The organism is Chrysiogenia bacterium, from assembly GCA_020434085.1.
Taxonomy (GTDB): Bacteria; JAGRBM01; JAGRBM01; order JAGRBM01; family JAGRBM01; genus JAGRBM01.
Genome location: JAGRBM010000257.1, coordinates 1 through 20,066, shown reverse-complemented (window position 1 = coordinate 20,066; position 20,066 = coordinate 1). Strand labels below are relative to the sequence as shown.

At 64.2% G+C, this 20,066-nt stretch carries 17 protein-coding genes; 4 read left to right on the top strand and 13 right to left on the bottom strand.

The features are described from left to right. From dapB to argH, 5 genes are all read right to left on the bottom strand, one after another. On the bottom strand, positions 1 to 509 hold a 509-nt coding region (gene dapB / locus KDH09_08505; protein MCB0219719.1), incomplete at its 3' end, for a 4-hydroxy-tetrahydrodipicolinate reductase. A gap of 207 nt (positions 510 to 716) precedes the next feature. Beyond that, a complete protein-coding gene (locus KDH09_08500) occupies positions 717 to 1,598 on the bottom strand; it encodes a 4-hydroxy-tetrahydrodipicolinate synthase (protein MCB0219718.1) in 882 nt (293 codons plus the stop codon). 24 nt (positions 1,599 to 1,622) lie between these two features. Next, positions 1,623 to 2,477, bottom strand: coding sequence for a diaminopimelate epimerase (locus KDH09_08495; GenBank protein ID MCB0219717.1), 855 nt, complete (start codon positions 2,475 to 2,477; stop codon positions 1,623 to 1,625). 277 nt (positions 2,478 to 2,754) lie between these two features. Then, positions 2,755 to 4,008, bottom strand: coding sequence for a diaminopimelate decarboxylase (gene lysA / locus KDH09_08490; protein ID MCB0219716.1), 1,254 nt, complete (start codon positions 4,006 to 4,008; stop codon positions 2,755 to 2,757). Positions 4,009 to 4,055: 47 nt separating this feature from the next. Further along, the gene (gene argH, locus KDH09_08485; protein MCB0219715.1) at positions 4,056 to 5,501 is read right to left on the bottom strand and encodes an argininosuccinate lyase; all 1,446 of its coding nucleotides are present in this window, start codon (positions 5,499 to 5,501) and stop codon (positions 4,056 to 4,058) included. Between the two features lie 193 nt (positions 5,502 to 5,694). Here argH and KDH09_08480 point away from each other — a divergent pair, with 193 nt between their 5' ends. After that, complete coding sequence (locus KDH09_08480; GenBank protein ID MCB0219714.1) at positions 5,695 to 6,060, top strand: response regulator; 366 nt, start codon at positions 5,695 to 5,697, stop codon at positions 6,058 to 6,060. Between the two features lie 179 nt (positions 6,061 to 6,239). Here KDH09_08480 and KDH09_08475 read toward each other — a convergent pair whose 3' ends face one another. Together KDH09_08475 and KDH09_08470 are read right to left on the bottom strand one after the other, a co-directional pair. Then, on the bottom strand, positions 6,240 to 8,474 hold the full coding sequence (locus KDH09_08475; protein MCB0219713.1) for a serine/threonine protein kinase: 2,235 nt from the start codon (positions 8,472 to 8,474) through the stop codon (positions 6,240 to 6,242). Between the two features lie 21 nt (positions 8,475 to 8,495). Beyond that, a complete protein-coding gene (locus KDH09_08470; GenBank protein MCB0219712.1) occupies positions 8,496 to 9,647 on the bottom strand; it encodes an HD domain-containing protein in 1,152 nt (383 codons plus the stop codon). Positions 9,648 to 9,915: 268 nt separating this feature from the next. On the opposite strand from KDH09_08470, the gene mnmE reads away from it, so the two are divergent. Then, a complete protein-coding gene (gene mnmE / locus KDH09_08465) occupies positions 9,916 to 11,262 on the top strand; it encodes a tRNA uridine-5-carboxymethylaminomethyl(34) synthesis GTPase MnmE (GenBank protein MCB0219711.1) in 1,347 nt (448 codons plus the stop codon). A 90-nt stretch (positions 11,263 to 11,352) separates the two neighbouring features. Here the strand turns inward: mnmE and KDH09_08460 are convergent, their stop codons facing one another. From KDH09_08460 to KDH09_08435, 6 genes are all read right to left on the bottom strand, one after another. Continuing rightward, positions 11,353 to 12,492: an inositol phosphorylceramide synthase gene (locus KDH09_08460; GenBank protein ID MCB0219710.1), complete on the bottom strand. Its 1,140-nt coding sequence runs from the start codon at positions 12,490 to 12,492 to the stop codon at positions 11,353 to 11,355. 291 nt (positions 12,493 to 12,783) lie between these two features. Then, positions 12,784 to 13,845, bottom strand: a complete 1,062-nt coding sequence (locus KDH09_08455) for a folate-binding protein YgfZ (protein ID MCB0219709.1) — start codon at positions 13,843 to 13,845, stop codon at positions 12,784 to 12,786. 108 nt (positions 13,846 to 13,953) lie between these two features. Then, positions 13,954 to 15,429 (bottom strand): glycerol kinase GlpK, encoded by a 1,476-nt coding sequence (glpK, locus tag KDH09_08450; GenBank protein MCB0219708.1) that lies wholly within the window; start codon positions 15,427 to 15,429, stop codon positions 13,954 to 13,956. A 38-nt stretch (positions 15,430 to 15,467) separates the two neighbouring features. After that, on the bottom strand, positions 15,468 to 15,896 hold the full coding sequence (locus KDH09_08445) for a hypothetical protein (protein MCB0219707.1): 429 nt from the start codon (positions 15,894 to 15,896) through the stop codon (positions 15,468 to 15,470). 89 nt (positions 15,897 to 15,985) lie between these two features. Beyond that, complete coding sequence (locus KDH09_08440; GenBank protein MCB0219706.1) at positions 15,986 to 16,324, bottom strand: hypothetical protein; 339 nt, start codon at positions 16,322 to 16,324, stop codon at positions 15,986 to 15,988. After that, positions 16,321 to 17,088 carry a response regulator gene (locus KDH09_08435; GenBank protein MCB0219705.1) on the bottom strand — a complete coding sequence of 256 codons (768 nt, stop codon included), beginning with the start codon at positions 17,086 to 17,088 and terminating at the stop codon, positions 16,321 to 16,323. The genes KDH09_08440 and KDH09_08435 overlap by 4 nt, the downstream gene beginning before the upstream one ends. Positions 17,089 to 17,358: 270 nt before the next feature. On the opposite strand from KDH09_08435, the gene KDH09_08430 reads away from it, so the two are divergent. Together KDH09_08430 and KDH09_08425 are read left to right on the top strand one after the other, a co-directional pair. Then, positions 17,359 to 17,877: a DUF507 family protein gene (locus KDH09_08430; protein ID MCB0219704.1), complete on the top strand. Its 519-nt coding sequence runs from the start codon at positions 17,359 to 17,361 to the stop codon at positions 17,875 to 17,877. A 55-nt stretch (positions 17,878 to 17,932) separates the two neighbouring features. Next, on the top strand, positions 17,933 to 20,066 hold a 2,134-nt coding region (locus tag KDH09_08425), incomplete at its 3' end, for an MMPL family transporter (protein MCB0219703.1).

Below are 20,066 nucleotides of genomic sequence, written 5' to 3'. Positions count from 1 at the left end.
GCCGTGCCCGAGGGGGCGTCCTTCTTGTGGCGGTGGTGCATCTCGACCACTTCAATGTCGTAGTCCTCGCCGAGAATCTGGGCAGCCTTGGCCGCCAGCCCGAACATCAGGGTGACGCCGACCGACATGTTGGGCGCCCAGACGAGCGGGATGTCGGAGGCTTCCTCGAGGATCTCCTCGCGCTTCATGTCCTCGTGGCCGGTGGTGCCGATGACAAGCGCCTTCTTCTGGCCGGCGACGGCGCGCGCGACTTCGAGGGTCACGTCGGCGTGGGAGAAATCGATCACCACGTCGGAGGCCGCGGCCACGTGTTCGACGTTGGATTCGAGCGGCTGGCCGATCTCGCCGCGTCCGAGCAGGATGCCCACGTCCTTGTCGATGTCGGGGTGGGTGGCGTACTCGATCGCGCCCGAGAGGGTGAGGTCGGGCGCGTCGAGAATCAGTTGCATGATCTGGCGGCCCATCCGGCCGGCGGCGCCGCAGACGGCGATACGAAGGTTGTGGCTCATGGTTTCCCTCTCGTGCCGCTTGTGCGGCCTGGACTCTTGATGCCCGAAATTTTCTTCCCGTTCGTCCTGAGTAGCCGCGCAGCGGCGTATCGAAGGGCAAGCGGGGCTATGAACTCTCGGGCTGTCGATCGCCCTTCGATACGCGGCGCGTTGCGCCGCACTCAGGACGAACGGGCGAGCTGATTCGGCCCGCCCGGATTTGATACTTTAGCCGATTAGGCCGAGTTTCTTCATTTCTGTTTCAAGGCGCGCGCGGCCGGTATCGCTCATGGGCGTGAGCGGCAGCCTGAACTCGGCCTTGCCGCGGCCGAGCAGCTCGACGCCGGTCTTGACCGGAATCGGGTTGGTCTCGCAGAAGAGTGTCTTGATCAGATCGAAGACCTTCAGGTGAATTTCGCGCGCGGCGGCGAAATCACCCGCCAGGCAGAGCCGGCAGATCTCGCTCATCTGATTTGGAATCACGTTCGCGCTGGCGGTGATCGTGCCCTTTGCACCGATGGCCATGAGCGGCAGCGTGAGCGAATCGTCACCCGAGAGGACGATGAAGTTGTCCGGGCCCAGCGCGGCGAGGACCTCGCTGGTGTAGTCCATGCTGCCGGTGGCTTCCTTGATGCCGATCACGTTGGTGACCTTCGCCAGGCGAATGGTCGTTTCCGGCGCGATGAGGATCGAGGTGCGGCCCGGGATGTTGTAGAGCAGGATGGGCAGGTCCGCTTCTTCGGCGATGGTGGCGAAGTGGCGATAGAGCCCTTCCTGGGTGGGCTTGTTGTAGTAGGGCGAGATCTGCAGCGATGCCGCGGCGCCCGAGTCCTTCGCGTGCTTTGTCAGGCTGACGGCCTCGGCTGTGTTGTTCGAACCCGTGCCCGCAACAACGGGGACGCGTCCCTTTGCCTGGTCGACGACGATCTCGACGACCCGGCGGTGTTCTTCGTGACTGAGCGTGGCGCTCTCACCGGTGGTGCCGGTGGGGACGATGCCGCTCACGCCCTGCTCGATCTGCCAGTCGATGAGCGCGCGAAGTGCTCCCTCGTCAATCTGTCCGCCCGAGAACGGCGTGATGATCGCCGAGAGCGCTCCCTGCAATTGAATACCCATGGTTGAACTTCCCCCGCCTCAGCGATTTCGCGCGGCGTCGAGATCGAGGGTTGCCTCGTAAACGCTCGCGGCCGGGCCGGTCATGTAGACGTGATTGCTTTGTTCATCCCAGCGCAGTTGCAGCGTGCCGCCGCGCAGGTCGATGCGCACCTCGCGCGCGCTCTTTCCGGTGAGCACACCGGCCACACACACGGCGCTGGCGCCGGTGCCGCAGGCGAGCGTCTCGCCAGAGCCGCGCTCGTAGGTGCGCTGCTTGACGTGGCCGGGCGCAAGAACCTGCACGAACTCGGTGTTCACGCGGTTGGGAAAAAAGGCGTTGTGCTCGAAATCGGGGCCGATCTTCTGCAGGTCGAGGGCGTCCACGTCGTCCACATAGGTGACGCAGTGGGGATTGCCCATGGACACGCAGGTCACGGGCCAGCTCTTCCCGGCCGCTTCGAGCGGGTGGTTGACGATCCTGCCCTTGCCGGTGGTGGGGATCTTCTCACCTTCGAGAATGGGCTCGCCCATGTCCACTTCTACGAGGCCATCGACGATGCGCGGGCGGATCAGGCCGCCGCCGGTCTCGATGTCGAGGACTTCCTTGGCGCTGAGCTTGTGGTCGGCCACGTACCGGGCCAGGCAGCGGATGCCGTTGCCGCACATTTCGACTTCGGAACCATCGGCGTTGAAGATTCCCATGCGGAAATCGCCGCCCTGGGTGGCGGGAAGCAGCAGCAGAAGCTGGTCGCAGCCCGCGCCGAAACGGCGGTCGCAGATGGCGGCCGCGTCCTGGCGGATGGTCTCGAGCTCGGCGTCCGAAAACTCGCGGGCGTCGACGAAAACGAAGTCGTTTCCGGTGCCGTGCATCTTGGTAAATCGCAATTCGTTCATGGTTTCACGGTCCTTGCGCCGCTCCCTCGGGAAACGGCGCTCAGGCGCCCCATTTGGCCATGGGGGGCTGGGGGAGTCAATGGGGCGGAGTTCAGAGGCTACCCGGTTCTGAGTTCCGGTTTTCATGGACGTCTCGCGTGGACGTGGACGGATTAGGCCCGCTGTCCGAAGGACAGCGGGGGATTGACCGGCGCGGGCTGGCGTGATTCTTCGTCCACGTCCACGTCCACGTCCACGTCCACGTCCACGTCCACGTCCACGGCGCGGCGTCAGGCTCTCAGAATTTCGAAATGCTCTCGCCCCGGAGCAGGTCTTCGTAGGTCTCGCGTTTTCGCACGATTTCGTAGCGACCGCCGCTGACCATGACCTCGGCCGGGCGGGGCCGGGCGTTGTAGTTGGACGCCATGGTGTAGCCGTAGGCGCCGGCCGAGAGAATCGCGACCAGTTCGCCCCGGTCGATGAGCGGCAGCTCGCGCTCGCCGCCAAAGCAGTCGCCGGTCTCGCAGATCGGGCCAACGAGGTCCACCACGGCCCGTTCGGAGCTGGTGGGCTCGGTCACCGGAACGATGTTGTGGTAGCTCTTGTAGAGCATCGGACGAATGAGGTCGTTCATCGCCGCGTCGACGATGGTGAACTTCTTGTCCTCGTTGGTCTTGTTATACAGGGCGCGGGTGATGAGCGCGCCGGCGTTGCCGGCGATCGAGCGCCCGGGCTCGAAGACGAGCTCCAGGCCCAGATCCTTCGTGTTGTCGATCACGGCCTTCGCATACTCTTCCATGCTCGGCGGATTCTCTTCGTTGTAACGAATGCCCAGGCCGCCGCCCAGGTCGAGATACTTGATGGGCGCGCCGATGCTCTTGAGTTCCTCGATGAGCGGGCGCAGGCGGCGGATCGCCTCCACGAAGGGCTCGATGGTGGTGAGCTGCGAGCCGATGTGGCAATCGACGCCCACGACCTCGATGTGCTTGAGGCCCATGGCGCGCTTGTACTCATCGACCGCCTCGTCCATGGGGATGCCGAACTTCGCGGTCTTGAGGCCCGTCGAGATATAGGGATGTGTCTTGGGATCGACGTCCGGGTTCACGCGCAGCGCGATGGGAGCCTTGGTGTTGAGGCGTCCGGCCACTTCGTCGATCACATCGAGTTCAGCCTGCGACTCGACGTTGAACATCATGATGCCGGTCTTGAGGGCGTACTCGATCTCCGAGCGGCGCTTGCCCACGCCCGAATAGACGACCTTCTTGGGATCGGCGCCGGCCTTGAGCCCGCGATAGAGCTCGCCGCCCGAGACGATGTCGAGCCCCGCGCCGGCGCTCACCAGCGTGTGGAGCACGGCCAGGTTGCCGTTCGCCTTCGTCGAGAAGCAGACCTTGTGGGGGACTTCCCCGAAGGCGTTGTTGAAGGACTCGAAGGAGTCGAGCAGCTTGGCCTTCGAATAGACGTAGAAGGGGGTGTCCGCCGATTCGGCGATCTTGCTCAGGGGAACCTCTTCGCAGCAGAGCTCCCCATTGATGTAGGTGAATGCTTCCATAGAATCGTTGTGCCTGTTCTTAAATTGCCTGTGTTTGAAACGGGTTCTCAGCGCCAGGGACGGGGTTTGGCGAGAACCTTCTGAAGCTCTTTCATCTGCCGGGCGACCGCTTTGGGGGCGGGTCCGCCCACCAGCGTGCGGGCACCCACTGCCGCACGGGCGTCGAGCACTCCCGGCGCGTCGGCACCGAAAAGCTCACAGAAATTCTTAAGTTCACCCGGCGTGAAGTCAACCAGCGTCTTGTTTTGCTTCTCGCACGCGGCAACGAGCTTTCCGACCACCTCGTGCGCCTGCCGGAAGGGCAGGCCCTTGCGTACCAGGTAGTCGGCCAGCTCTGTGGCCAGCAGCATCGGGTCGGCCGCGGCCTCGGCCATCTTCTTTCGATTGAACTTGGTCGCCCGCAGCATCTTCTCGGTGAGCTGCACGCAGGCCAGCCAGGTGTCGGCGCTGTCGAAGAGCCGCTCCTTGTCCTCCTGCATGTCGCGGTTGTACGAGAGTGGCAGTCCCTTCACCATCGTGAGCAGCGAGACGAGGTTGCCGGCGAGCCGGCCGCTCTTGCCGCGAATGATCTCGGCCACATCGGGGTTTCGCTTCTGGGGCATGAGCGAGCTGCCGGTCGTGAAGGCATCGCTCATCTGAACGAAACCGAACTCGGCGCTCGACCACAGAACGAGCTCTTCGCACAGCCGCGAGAGGTGCAGGCCCGAGAGCGTCGCGGCGCTCAGGAACTCGAACTGGTAGTCCCGGTCACTGACCGCATCGAGCGAGTTCTGCGTGAGCGCGGCAAAGCCCAGCTCCTTGGCGACGCCCGCCCGGTCGAGGGGCAGGGACGAGCCCGAGAGCGCGCCCGATCCCAGCGGCAGGACGTTGGTGCGCGCACGCACCTCGCCAAGGCGTTCGAGATCCCGGGCGAACATCTGCGCGTAGGCCAGCAGGTGGTGGGCCAGGGTGACCGGCTGCGCCCGCTGCAGGTGGGTGTAGCCGGGCAGGATGGTCTCGGTTTCCTTCTCGGAGATCTTGAGAATCGTGCCGATGAGCTTTTCAAAGGCCAGCGCGGTGGCGTCGATCTGCGCGCGCTGCCAGAGCCGGGTGGCGGTGGCCACCTGGTCGTTGCGCGAGCGTCCGGTGTGGAGCTTACCGCCCACCGGGCCGATGGCCTCGGTGAGCGCGGACTCCACGTTCATGTGGACATCCTCGAGCGCCGGGTCGAAGTCGAACTTGCCGGCCTCGATCCGCGCGAGAACGCCCTGGAGCCCCTTCACGATCTTCGCCGCGTCGGCCTGGGGGATAATCTTCTGCCGTCCGAGCATCCGCGCGTGGGCCATGGATCCCCGGATATCGAAGGGCGCGAGCCGCTGGTCAAAGCTCACCGATTCGGTGAACTGCTCTACCGAGGCGTCGGTGCCGCCCTCAAAGCGTCCGCCCCAGAGCTTGCCCTTCTTCGCGGGCTTTGCAGCGGCGCTCTTCGCGCTCTTTTTCTTCTTCGTGGCCATGGCTTGAACCGGTTTCCCGTCTTCTTCCGCGCGCTTTCTGCGCGCAGGGAGCCCAGTAAGCCCGACCGGGCGGGTACAGTCAAGATGGGCGTCGCTTTGGGCCCAAGCTTGTGTATTTCTCCAGAATCCTGCAAAATCAGGGAGTTGCGGGGACAATTTGAGTGCTTTGAGGGCACGATCGGGGTACACCGACATGGCTCGAATTCTGGCTGTTGATGACGCGGCAGAAACGCTGCTCATCATGCGTAAAACGCTCAAGGCGCTCGGCCATGAGGTCGTCACCGCCGCCGACCCGGAGGCCGCGCTCGAGCTGCTTGCCGATGAGCGCTTCGACCTCATCTTCCTCGACATCATGATGCCCAAGGTCGACGGGCTCGAAGTCTGCCGCCGGGTACGCTCGGGCGGAATCAACCAGCACTCGAAGATCGTTATTTTCTCCGCAAAATCCGACCAGGAACTCGTCCAGATCGCCCAGCGCTTTGGTGCCGACTTCTACCTGGGCAAACCCGCCCACATCGCCAAGATTCAGGAAGTCGCCGAGAAGATGCTGGAGGCGTAAAACCTTCCTTCCTATTCCCGTAAGCCGTTTTGGCTTCAAGCCCCTTCAAATGTCGTGATCGTAGACGTGGACGTGCTCGTGCTCGATGCGATTTATCGAGCACGAGCACCTCACGACGGATGTGATGTGTTGAACAGGTTGGGCTGGCGAGACGGGTCGAGGCAAAGGCGGCGCATTGCCTACGGAACTTCGAAACTCAGCTCCAGCCGGGCGCCGCCGGGCAGGGCGGCGAGCAGGCGGCCGGGCCCCTTGCCGAAGACGATGCCCGAGACGGGCGTGGTCAGCTCGTCGCTGCTCTTCTTGCCGGACTCGGTTTTGACCTTCGCCCATGGACGCGCGTCGGCATTGGCTTCGAGCACCAGACCGTTGGGGCGCCGCGCGTGCTCATGCACCTTGATGCGCAGGCGGAACTCCTCGTCGGCATCTTTGACGCGCACGCGGATGAGGTGGTTGCCCACGCTCAGGCGAATGGGGTTGCTCGGCACGGCCTTGTCGTTGAGCAGCACCTCGACCGCGCCCTTCGAGCGAAGGCGCGTTTCCACTACGAGCGGTTCGAGATTGAAGTTCAGGTTGTTGGGACCGCTCTTGACCGTGAGGTTCTGAACTTCACCGGCGTAACCCGCTTTTTTCAGGCGCACCGAGAGTTTCTCGCCGATCTCCACATGGGTCGTATTGAATGGCGTTTTGCCCCGGCGCTCGCCGTTGATGAATACGGGCACGCCGCGCGGGCGGCTGTTGATGGAGAGCCCCGCGCGCAGCGGCACCATGTCGAGGGTGAAGCGCTGGGTGCGATCGGGCGACTCGATCACAAAGTTGATGGGTTCGTCGCGGTGTTTATCCAGCGTGATCTCCAGCGAGTGCTCGACGCCGACTTCGACTTGCTCGAGCAGCACGGGCGTCTTGCCGGCCAGTTGCGTGCCATCGAGTTTTACCGTCGCGCCGGGCGGGTTGGTGGTCAGGAACACCTGTCCCACCGAGCGGGCGAGGGTGAACTGCTGGAGCACCGGCGCGCCGCCGCCCTTGTCGAGTCCCACGCGGCGTTCCATGGGCTGGTAGCCGGTTTTCTCGACGCGGATGACGTGCTCGCTGCCGACGGGGAATCGCTCGATGGTTGCCGGGCTGGTCAGGCTCAGCGGCTTTCCGTCATAGAGAATCGTTGCGTCGGGCGGGTCGGTGACGATGCGCACCGCGCCCAGCGTCTTGGCGATCTGCGCGGGTTTCCACCAGAAGTGGTAGGCCAGAATGCCGCCGCCGGCGACAATCGCCACGATGATGGTCAGCGCCAGCAGGTTGAACAGCAGGCTGCTCGCGCGGCTGCTGCGCCGCCTGGTCTTGGCCTGTTCCTGCGCGCTCGCCTGGGCGAGCGCCTGCTGGGCGCCCGAGTTCACGCGCGTGCGGTCGAAGCCCGCCTCGCTGGCGGCGCTGGGCGTGTCACTCGCGATCTTTTCAGAATAGAGCGCATGCAGATACTCGCGCACCGATCCCTCGGGCAGTGAGCCATTGCTTTCGCGAATGAAACCCTCGAGTGCCTCGATGAATTCACGCGCGGTCTGGAAACGCGCCGCCGGTTCTTTTGCCAGCGCCTTCTGGAGAATCTGTCCCAGGCCGCCGGGCAGCTCGCCGAAGGGGTCGCGTCCCTTGTCGGTCCAGTGGGAGAGGTCGCCCTTGTGTATGGCTTCGAGCAGCGGGCGCAGGCCAAGCTCGGCCGGATAGAGGCGCTCGCCGCGGATCATTTCGAAGAGCACGAGCGCGATCGAGAAGAGATCCGAGCGCGCGTCCATGGCGCGCCCGCCAACCTGCTCGGGCGACATGTAGCAGTAGGAGCCCTTGAGGGCGCCGCCCTCGGTGGCGTCGGAAGCGGCAGCGGCCTTGGCCAGGCCGAAGTCGATGATCTTCACGTCTCCTTCGTAGGAGAGCAGGATGTTCTTGGGAGCGATGTCGCGGTGGATGAGGTCGAGGCGCTCGCCCTTGGGGCCCAGCTTGCGGTGGGCGTAGTCCAGACCGCGCAGCACGCCGAGCGCCACGTCGAGCGCCACGCGGAGCGGAATGGGCGCCTTGCGTTCCTTCGCCGCGCTGAGCACGTCGCCCAGGTTCTCGCCGTGCACCCATTCCATGGCGATGAACTGGGTGTCTTCCATCCGGCCGAAGTCGAAGATCTGGATGACGTTGGTGTGCGAGAGCTGGGCCGCGAGCCGTGCCTCGTTGTTGAACATGGAAACGAAGGCGGGATTGCGCGAGAGCGAGGGCAGGAGCTTCTTGATGACGACCTGCTTGGAAAAACCTTCCTCGCGCTCAAGCGAGGCCAGATAGATCTCTCCCATACCGCCCGAAGCGATCTTTTTGACAATGCGATAGCGGCCGAACGCCGGAGTTGCGCTCGGTGCTTCGCTTTGTGCCTGGGGGTTTGGTTCCATCGCCTCTGAAACGCTTCCCGGCTAGTTCGATCCGCGCCGGCGGCCGAACAGGTCGAGGGTGTCGTCGCCCCCTGCCGGCGTGCCGGCAGCCTTGTTCTTGCTTGCGCTCTTTTCGCTGACAGGTGCCGGTTTGGTTTGCTTGTCCGCCTTGGGAGGCGGCGTTGCCTGCGCGGCGCCGCCCTCGGCGGGAAGCTCCACCACGTGATCGGCCCATTGGATCGGGCCTTTCTCGCCGATGAAGAAGGAGCGGCCCATGGAGCGCGCATACTCGGTCCAGTTGCTCCCGTCGCTGGAGCCCTTCTCCAGATACTGGGTCATGGTCGTAATCTTGGAATCCATGTCGTCGAGCCGGTGCAGGAGCTCGGCCTCGAGGGTCTGGGGAATCTTGGGGGAGCCGAACTCGTAGGTGCCGTGGTGAGCCAGCAGGATGTGCTTGAGCCGCAGCTCCAGCTCGCGCGGGAATCCCTCGAGCTCGCGCACAGCGCGGTCGGTAAGAATCGCGCCGGTAACCAGGTGGCCCACCAGGCGCCCCTCGTCGGTGTAGTTGAAGCTCGTCTCGTAGCTCAGCTCATAGATCTTGCCGAGGTCGTGCATGATTGCGCCGAAAACCACCTGGTCTTCATCGATGTGCGGGTAGTGGGGGCACACGCGCTTGGCCAGGTAGACCAGGCTCAGCACGTGTTCGAGAAGCCCGCCGATCCACGGGTGGTGAATGCCCATGGCGGCGGGCGCGCGCTTGAAGCGCGCCTGCAGGTCTTCATCGTCAAAGATCTTGCGCAGGACTTTCTTGACCCACGGGTCGCGCATGTCCTCGATCACCGCTTGCAGGCGGTCCCACATTTCCTCGACGCTGTGGCGGGTGACGGGTAGGAAGGCGCTGGGGTCGACGTCCTCGGCCGGGACGGCGCGGATGTCGTCGAGCTTGGCCTGCAGCGTGCCGGCAAAAGACTCCACCGTGCCGCGCACGCGCGCGACTTCGCCCTCGTTGAACTGGGCGCTGATCGCGTCGGCATTGTCCCAGACCCGTGCTTCAAGTTCGCCCGTGCGGTCCTGGAGTTTGACCTTCAGGTAGGGCTTTCCGTGCTTGGTGGTGGCCAGGGATTTTCGTGCGATCAAATAGGTGCCGTCAGCGAGGTCTTGCTCGCGCAGCTCTTCGATGTTTCTTCGTTTCATCCGGCTCTTTGTGGCGCCCGGGGCGCACCCTCACGGTACGGACCCATCCCCTGGGCTCCGTGCGGGCGCCAACTGCCCAAGTCTACCCGAGTGGGGCGCTCTCTTCCACCGGTTCAAGCTATTGAAATTGTTGGGAGAATCCCCGCGAAGGGCAGGGCGCGGCCCCCGCGCCGCCGCGGCGCGGCATTTCCTGGGGGAAATCCGAAGTGCCGGGCCCTTGCCGCGGCAGGGCAATGGGCTCTATCACGAGGGCCGGAAGTGAGCCGCCATGCACGAGTCACAGAGCACCATTGTCGCCATCGCCACCGCCCCGGGCATGGGCGGCATCGGCGTGGTGCGGCTTTCGGGCCCGGAGGCGGCGGGCATTCTCGCCACGCTTTTCGTTCCCAACGCGAAGGTCGAGTCGCTTGAGAGCCACCGGCTCTACCCGGGCCGCGTGATCGACCCGGACTCGGGTGATTCAGTCGATGAAGTGATGGCTGCGCTCATGCGCGGGCCGCATTCCTACACGGGTGAGGACGTGGCCGAGATTCAGGCCCACGGCTCGCCCCTCATTCTCTCGCGCATTGTTGCCCTGGCCATGAGCGCCGGCGCCCGGCAGGCGCGTCCGGGTGAGTTCACCGAGCGCGCGTACTTGAATGGCCGTATCGATCTGGCACAGGCCGAGGCCGTTGCCGACCTCATCGCCGCGCGCACCGATCGCGCGCGGCGGCAGGCGCTCGAAGTGCTACGCGGGACGCTCTCGGAAAAGATCGGGGAGCTGGGGCAATCCCTTCGCCGCGCGCTGGCCCACGTCGAAGTGGAAATCGACTTCGTTGAAGAGGACGCCGGCGCGCCGGGGCTCGAGGCCGCCGCCGCGGAGATTGAGCGCGTACGCGCGGCGCTCGAAGAGCTGATGATCGGCTACCGAACGGGCAGGTTGCTGCGCGAGGGGGCGCGGGTCGCGCTTGTTGGTGCGCCCAACGCGGGCAAGTCGAGCCTGTTCAACGCGCTGCTTTCCGAGGACCGCGCCATCGTCCACGGCGAGCCGGGCACGACGCGCGACAGGCTCGAAGAGTGGTGCGAGATCGAGGGCTTCCCCGTGCGCCTGGTTGACACGGCGGGTCTTCGCGAGGCCGGCGGCGTCGAGGGGGTGGGCGTGGCGCTCTCACGCAAGGCCATTGAAGAGGCCGATCTGCTCCTCCTGCTCGTCGATGCCAGCATGCCCCTCTGCGAGGAATCGCGCGCGCTCATCGCGGCGCGCGACCCCAGGCTCATCGTGGTGAGCAACAAGATGGACCTGCACGGCGCCGCGCCGGTGGATGGCTCGGACGCGGCGATCTCCGTGGCCACCGGCGAGGGCCTCGCCGAGCTGCGCGCGCTGCTGGCCAGCCGCCTGGGCCGCGAAGACGAGGGCGAGCGCGTCCTGCTTACCCGCGAGCGCCACCGCGCCTCGGTGGGCGCCGCGGCCGATCACCTCACCCGCGCCGCCGCGCTGCTGCGCGAGCAGCAGGCCCCCGAGCTCGCCAGCATCGAACTGCGCGCCGCGCTCGAAGACCTCGCCGAAATCGCCGGTGAGACCACCAGCGACGAGATCCTCGGGCTCATCTTCGGGGAATTCTGTATCGGGAAATGAGAGAACCGCGCACAGGCGGTTCATACATGGGTTGGGTAAACCAAACCCCTACGGGATGCCGGTAGAGGCTTGGCTTGCCCAGCCCATCGCTCACGCCCCTTCGGGCGTGGGCGGGGCGTTCTCGTCGTGGTCGGGCGGTTCGGGCAGCGGGGGTAGTTGGGCCTGTTCTTCGGGGGAGAGTTCCTCGCGATCGAGCAGGTATTTGCGAATCCAGTGGGGGTAGACGAGCTTTTCGGTAATCAGGATGCCGATCCCGATGTACACGCTCGCCAGCAGGGGATCGATGATGTAGTGGTGGTTCAGGTAGAAGGCCGAGAACCACATGCCCACCGGGTAGATCCAGAACAGGTAGCGCTTCTTGCCCCAGTGCTTGAGGCCGATGGTGGCGAAGATCGCAACGATGAGCGAGTGCCCGCCGTGGAGCGAGGGGACCGCCGCGAAGCGGTTGGGATTCATGTTGGTCCAGACCTTGGCGAAGAACTCGATGCCCAACAGGCGGTCGAGCTTGACCATGCCGCCGGCCGCGCCCTGCACGAGGAACTCATTGCCGGGCTGATGGAATCCGTAACCCAGCACATACCAGGGCGGCGCTGCCGGAAAGATCACGAAGGTAATCAGTGCCAGGGCATTGAGAATCGCAATGGCGTAGGTGTAGCGGAAGAACATCTTGCGATCATTGCGCACGCCCCAGAACAGCGCGGCCAGGATCCACGGGATGAAGAAGTGGATGCTGTAGAAGGTGCCGGTGATCGCGTCGAGGGTGGCCACATACCAGGCGCCCTCGTGGGCGATCTTGAATCCCTGGAACCACAGCGGCGGAACCATGTGTTCCTGCAGGTAGCCCACCCACTGGTGGGATTTCACGAACACGCGGTCCCACACGTCCTGGGAGAAGGCGCTGCTGGGGAAGGCCCAGCCAAAGAGGGCGTGCTCGAAGTCGTAGACGTTCTGGATGTTGATCTGGCGGACCTGGTCGGCCACGCCGCGCAGCATGTCGTAGGCCAGCCAGAAGGCAAACCACGGCGTCCAGTCCTTGAGGAACTGGCGCGAGCGGCTCTTGCCGAGCAGCAGGCTGGCCATGATGCCCAGGGTGAAGATGAAGAGCAGATGGTCGGGCCGGAAGGCATCGAGCACCATGCCGCCGCCCACCAAAAAGACGAACAGCACGACCCAGACAATGACAATCTGCTTGAAGCTCAGGCGTTTGAAGTCTCGGAAGTAGTGGAGCACGAAGCGGCAGCCTCTCGGAGGGGTTCTCGGGGAGGCCGCCCTCAAGTGACCGCTCCGAATCCTGATGCGGCCCCTATGTAGGTCAGGCGGGGGCGGGAATCAAATAAGGAGGATCAAGAGATTGCGCCGCAGGCCAAAACGGCCATGTGTGTCAACTGGGGTCGCGAAGCTCCAAGTTTCTCACCGTGCACGAGCACGTGCACGTGCTCGTGCACGGTCAGATGATGGTTAGGCTGTCGAATTGTCGCGGTGGCAGGTGGGGCGAAGTTGCCTCTGAGGGGCAAATATCCTCTACCCCTCCACAAAGGCCCCCACGTGCGTCCTGGCCTTGGCGGCGCCGCCCTCCCAGGTGATTTCCACTTCGGCGGGGGGATTCTCGCCCTCAAAGAGGGCGTGCCTCACATAGCCCAGCCCGATGGCGGTTCCCAGCGTGGGGGAGGCCGCCGCCTGGGTGAGCGTGCCGGCCTCCTTGCCGCCGACCTGGAGGCTGGCGCCCGCGGGCGGGATGTCGCCTTCAATTTCGAGCCCCACCAGGTGCTTGCTCACGTGGGCGTAGCTCTGGATCTTGCAGATGACTTCCTGCCCGATGTAGCAGCCCTTGGTCGTGGAGAAGGCCTTGAAGAGCCCGGCCTCCTGGGGGAGGTTGGCGTCGGTGAAGTCGGTGCCGTAGCGGGGCAGGCCGTTTTCGAGAAGCAGCAGGTTCCACGCGCTCTCGCCGGCGGGATGGGCGCCCGCGTCCTTGAGCGCGCCCCAGACTTTGAATGCACCCTCGCGAGAGCACCACAGGTCGATGCCGCTCTGGCCGAGCCGCTCGACCTGGGCAACGCGCACGCGCTGGCCGTCAATATCCACTTCTTCGAGTGTGCTCTGCTTGACCGGAAGCGCGATGCCCAGCGAGCCGGTTACCTCGGCCGCTTTGGCTCCGGTCAGGTGCAGGATGCTGTAGCGCTCCGAGCAGTCTTCGAGCTCGACGTAGTCGGCGATGATGTAGTGATCGAGGGTCTCGAAGACCTTTGGCGCCACCTCGGGATCGGACTCGACGAGGTAGTGTTCGGCTTCAACCCACACGCGGCAGTCGGCGAGCACCTTGCCCATCACATTGCAGATGAGCGTGTAGACGCCCTGCCCGGGGGCGAGGTTCTTGATTTCCTGGGTGACCATGCCCGAGAGGAAGCGCTCGCGATCCTCGTCGCTTACCTCCAGCAGGCGGCGATGGGAGAGATCGAAGAGCGCGGCGCCCTCGCGGGCGGCGCGCACCTCGGCCGCGCTCTCGCCAAAGTCGATTGCGACGGGCACGCCCGCGCGCTCGATGATGGTTGCGCCGTCGGCTTCGAGTTGTTCGCGTAGTGTCACGGAGAGTCCTCGTACACGCGCACGTGCAGGTGCACGTGCGCGATGGGAAGTTACGAGAGGTTTTGTAGACGCTCGATCGCTTGCCGAAAAGCGCCGGTGTCCCGCGTCCTAGGCGCGCCTGGCCGCGTTGTGCCAGCGTTCCAGGCGCGTGTTGCGCTCTCTGGCGGAGAACTTGGGCGTAAACACCTTGTCCTGCTTCCAGAGCTTCTTGACCGCGCTGGTGTCCTTCCACATGCCGATGCCGATGCCCGCCAGGAAGGCGGCGCCCAGCGCCGTGGTCTCGATCATTTCGGGGCGCACGACCTTGCGACCGACGATGTCGGACTGGAACTGCATGAGCAGGTTGTTCGCGCATGCGCCGCCATCGACCTTGATCTCCTTGAGCTTGATCTTGGAGTCGGCCTCCATGGCGGTGAGCAGGTCGGCCACCTGGAAGGCGATGCCCTCGAGGGTGGCGCGCGCGATGTGCGCGCGGGTGGTGCCGCCGGTGATTCCGCAGATCAGGCCGCGGGCGTCGGGATTCCAGTGAGGGGCGCCAAGGCCCGAGAGGGCGGGGACAAAGACCACCTCACCCGAGTCGGGCACTTCGTTGGCGAGCGCCTCGATCTCGCGCGCGGCATTGATCAGGCCCAGGCCGTCGCGAATCCACTGCACCGCGCCGCCGGCGATGAAGGCCGAGCCTTCGAGGGCGTAGGTCGTCTTCTTGCCGTCGAGATTCCACGCCACGGTGGTGAGCATGCGGGACTTGCTGCGAATGGGCTTGTCGCCCGTGTTCATCAGCACGAAGGCGCCGGTGCCGTAGGTGCTCTTGGCCGCGCCGACCTCAAAGCAGGCCTGCCCGAAGAGGGCCGACTGCTGGTCGCCCGCGACGCCGGTAATGGGCGTGCCGTCCTTGACGAAGCCCGCGCCCTTTGTCCAGCCGAAGTCGCTCACGTTGGGGCGTGCCTCGGGCAGGATGGTGGCCGGGATCTTGAAGAGCTTGAGCAGATCGGTGTCCCAGGCCAGCTTGCGGATGTTGAAGAACAGCGTCCTGGACGCATTGGTGTAGTCGGTCACATGGGATTCGCCATTGGTGAGTTTGGCGATGAGCCACGAGTCGATCGTTCCGAAGGCGATGTGCCCCTCGCGGGCGCGCTTGGCAAGCGTCGAGTCGTTCTTGAGCAGCCAGGCCACCTTGGTTCCCGAGAAATAGGGATCGAGCAGCAGGCCCGAGATGCGGCGGATGTCTTTTTCGTGCCCGGCCGCGCGCAGGCGCTCGCAATCGGGCGCGGTGCGCCGGTCCTGCCAGACGATGGCATTGCAGACGGGTTCAAGCGTCTTGCGGTCCCACAGGACCACGGTCTCGCGCTGGTTGGTGATGCCGATGCCATCGACGCGGGCACCCGAGGGAAGCTGGTTGATCACCGTGCGGCTTGCCTTGACGACCGAATCCCAGATTTCCATGGGATCGTGTTCGACCCAGCCCGGACGCGGATAGATCTGTTTGAACTCGATGTTGGTGCGACCCAGAACCCGAAGGTCCTCGGTCAGTGCGAGCACGGTCGTGCCGGTCGTGCCCTGATCAATGGACAGCAATACTTCCATGAACTCCCCCAGCTCCTCCCCGCGGAGCCCAATGCGCTTTATTGTCGTTGGGCCTGATCGCCCGCCCTGCGTGCCTCGGCCTTGCGGGCCTCCTCGATGAGGCGCTGGAGGGCCCGGCTGTGCTCAAGATGCGCGATGCGTCGCGTGTCGAGCAGGTCGACCAGGCCGATGAACATCATGAGCAGAACCAGCGCGCAGAAACTTCCCCAGTAAAGAATCGCCAGTACGGGCCGGCCCGAAAAATCGATGGCGTAGACGCCAAAGAGAATCATCACCATCAGGGCGCCGATGATCAGCGAACCCACCAGCCGTCGCAGAAAGCGCTCATTGCTGGCGTAGGGCTTTTCGGCCTCCGTGGGCTCGCGAAGGCGCCGGGCCTCGGCCCGGACCAGCGCGATGGCCAGGTAAATCCCGGTCGCGCAGCACACGGCGGTCAGCCCAAAGATCGACTCTTGCTCGGAAACCATACCCTCATCCAAACGGCCCGACGCTCTTAAAGGCCCGGCCGTACCCCGAAGTTCCAACCCTCCAAGGCTACTCGCGGCGTATAAGTGGATCAATCCCCCGATTCGGGGTCGGGATTCCCGGCCGGGGCGGTCGGCGGCTCATGGGCGTCGGAGGCATCCCACTCGGATTCGACTTCGTCTTCCTCGCCAGGCTGAAAGGCAAAGAATTCGGCGCTCAGCCCGCTTGCGCGGTGACGAAGCTGGAACCGCCCTTCGCCGGGAAGCCGGATGACCGTCACGCGATCAAGCGGGATGGTGTGGTAGCAGGTGATGCCCTTGAGGTAGACGCTCTCCTCGTCGACCCCGTCCAGAACGCCCTTGTAGAGGATCCCGTGGGCCCAGACCTCCACCGTGCGGTGGCGCAGCTTGTGGATCTCGGGAACGCTCACCGTTGCATCTCGCGCATGAGCAGCTTGACCACCTTGCGCACGCGGCCGGCAAGAACGTGCCGGGGATCGGTGTCGGTGTGGTCGCCGCCCTTGAACATGTACATCGAGGGGCCGAGCTTGCGCATGGCCTCGTCGAGGCGCTTTTCACGCTTGCGCCCGGAGAAAAAGAGAATGGGCACGGGGCTCAGCGACCTGGCCTGTTCGAGCTTGCGCACAGCCATGGCCGTCTGCAGGCCGTTGAGAATCGGCATTTCAAGATCGAGCACGAGCAGGCCCACGGGTTGGCCTGCGAGCTTGGTAAATTCCTTGACCACCTCGCCGCCGTTGCCGCAGTAGACGATCTCGCTGGCGACGCCCTGGTCGAGAAAGATCTCGCCGATGACGCTGCGCACGAGCTTCTCATCGTCGGCCACCAGCACGGTGCCCAGCGCGCCGTCGTAGTAGACCTCCGCCTCGACGGGCTGGAGCTCCTCGACTGCTTCGGCCTGGGCAGGGGTGTCCATGACCGAGGCCAGCTCGGCCAGGAATTCGTCTTCCTTGTCGTGTTCTTCGGCCGCGGCCGCGGCGGCTGCTGCGTCGGCAGCCGCCCGTTTCTGGGCGGGCAGGCTCTGGTAATCCTCCCGGGTCATGCCGGGGATGAGCTTGCGGGAGCAGCGCGCGCAATTCATCACCTCCGAGCCCTTGTCGAGGATGATGAAGACCTCCACGTCGGCGTCGCAGGCGGGACAATAGGCCGTGGGCATGTTCTGGGAAGGCAAAGGCATGGCAGCGCTCTTGCTGCTCCTCTCTGGCTTGCGTGGGATAATCCGGCCCATCCCCTCCTGCGGACCGGTGACATTCATGTTAGGCGTTCATTTTCCCATGAAAGCGAGGGGCTTGGCAACCCCGGGTCGGTGGTAAGTGCGTGAAATGCCCGGGGATTTTGACAACCCGGCGGCCTCGGCCTAGAGTGCGCTACCTTTCGCCCGAAAGGGATCTCCGCGCCAGGCGCACCCGAGCGGGCCAAAGAGGCTGCCGCACGAACCGAGAAAACCATGCGACTCTATCGATCCCGAATTCCCGTTATCGCCAGCAAGATCGTCTCCAGCCTGATCTCCGACGGTGACATCGATGTCGAACGCACCGCCGTTGACGACGTGGAGCTCGACATCCGCGCCATCGTGGGGGAGTATCTGCGCCAGGAATCGGAGCTTCTCGAAGAGACCCGTGAGCTGATGGAGGCGCGCGGCCTGGGCTACAGCGAGTTCGCCAAGACCAAGCGCGAGCTGGCCGAAGAAAAGAAGTTCCCCACCGGTGACGATGGCCTGTTCTGGATGGCCGGTCAGATCATCGAGAGTTTCATGATTTCCGATCACGTTGAAGAGGTCTACGTCGCCGACAACATCCTGCGGCGCAAGATCGTCAACATCTTCCGCGACAACATGGTGAACGAAGCCGACCTGGACAAGGAAGTGCGTACCAAGATGCGCAACCTCAAGGAAGGCACGCCCGAGTGGCAGATCGAATACAACCGCGTGCTCCGTCAGGTTCGCCAGCGCCGCGGCCTCATCTAGTTCGGAGACCCGGGTTGCGGCCCGCCCGCACTGAACCCCGCGCTTCGAGGCAGCCATGACCCGCTCCAACGAGGACAATTCATCCTGGCGGCTGCGCCTGCGAGAATTGCTCGTCCGATGGGTGGGCTGGTCCCACGATCACTACGCCATCGTCATTGCCGTGGTCTTCGCCCTCACGGCGCTCAGCAGTTACTACACCTATCTTCTCTTCCAGGACGTGCGCACCGACTTTGCCACGCTCCTTCCCGATTCCGATCGCAGCAAGCAGGACTTCGAGACGCTCAAACAGCGCTACGGCGGCGCGACGGAGATGCAGCTCGTCGTCGGCGGCGAGGATTTCGAGAAGAACAAGGCCTTTGTCGAGCGCTTTGTTGCCGAGCTGGAAAAGCACAAGGACGAACTCTCCATTCGCGAGATCAAATATCGCCGCACTGCCGACGATCGCTTCTTTGACGAGCACAAGTTCCTCTACGTCGACCTTGCGGACCTCAAAGAGGTGGACAAGCGCCTGAAGCGCCGCATCACCTGGGAGAAGTGCAACAAGAGTCCGTTCTGTGTCTCGATCGACGACAAGCCCGAATTCACGACCGAGGACATCGAGGAAAAATACCGCCGGCGCTACAAGGGCTCGGCCCACAACGTCCAGTTCGAGGTCATGGTCCCGCTGGGGGTCATGGTGGAGATGGGCGAGCGCAACGAGGAAATCATGGCGTGGGAGCGCTGCGAGGAGAGCCCCTGGTGCTTCCATTTCAGCGAGAAACCCGCCCCCGTCGACGAGATCTTCGAGAGCTACAACGCCACCATCGACATGAGTCAGCCGCGAAACCGCGACGACTACATCACCAACCGGGCAGGGACCTTCCTGGGGATCAGCGTGGAGGTGGCCGTCAGCGGCGGTTCGCTCTCGTTCACCGACCGCTTTGAATCAAGGGTGCAGGAAATCTTCGATTCCCTCGAGCCCGGGCAGATGGAACTCTACCAGTGGGGCGGTCTGTACTCGCGGCGCTTCCAGTACCGGCTGATCATCGAAGAGGCGGTGCAGACCGCAGGGCTCACGATATTCCTGGTATGCCTGGTGATCTTTCTGTATTTCCGCCGTTTCCGTCCCGTGGTGTTCATGGGAATCTCCGTGCTGGTGGCGATCAGTTGGACCTTTGCCATCACGTATTTTCACATCGGGTATCTCAACCAGCAGACGGCCTTCCTGGGCTCCATCATCATCGGCAACGGGATCAACTTCTCGCTGATCTTCATGGCGAGATATCTCGAAGAACGGCGCAGCGGGAAGGACCCGCGCGAGTCGCTCCTCGTTGCCACGGAAAATACCGCCGGTGCGACGCTCACGGCGGCCATGGCGACTTCGGTGGCCTACGGCGTGCTGCTCATCGCCGCGTTCAAGGGCTTCTCCCAGTTCGGTTTCATGGGCGGCATCGGCATGCTCATCTGCTGGGCGTGCTGCTTTGCGCTGGTGCCGGCACTGCTGGCCTTTTCCGAGCGCATCCGCCCCTTCGTTACCAAGTTCACCAACGAGCAGGTCAGCGACGGCTACCTGGGCAGCCGCCAAATAGCCGAGCTCTGCGAGCGCCACCCCAAGCCGATCATCTGGACGGCGGTCGCGCTCACGGTGGTGGCGGTGCTGTTCACCGCGCGGTTGCTGGCCGATCCCTTTGAATACGATTTTGGCAAGCTGCGCGCCCAGATGTGGACCGCGCCGGAGATCAACGGGGCCATTCAGGCTCGCACGATCGCCTTCGGCTCGGGCGGCAGCGCGCCCCAGGTGGTGCTCACCGATTCGGCGGAGCAGAGCGCCGATGTGGCGGCCGCCTACGAGAAAAAACGTGAGAGCGATACCAGCACCATCGACCGCGTGTGGTGGCTGGGCTCGCTGGTGCCCGAAGAGCAGGAAGACAAACTCAAGGTCATCGAGCGCATCAAGAAGCGCATCGACACCCAGCCCATCGGCTGGATGAGCCAGAGCCAGCGCGAGAAGATCGAAGAGATTCGCGAAACCCTCAACCTCAAACCCATCTGCGAGGACCAGTTTGCGGTGAATGGCAGTGCGCAGGACACTTCGGCTGAAGACTGCGAGCGCGTTCCCGAAAAGCAGCTTCTCAAGCTCAGGGAAAAGGACGGGACGCTCGGCCGCGTGGTGCTGGTCTATCCCAAGCCCGACCTGCGCATGAACGACG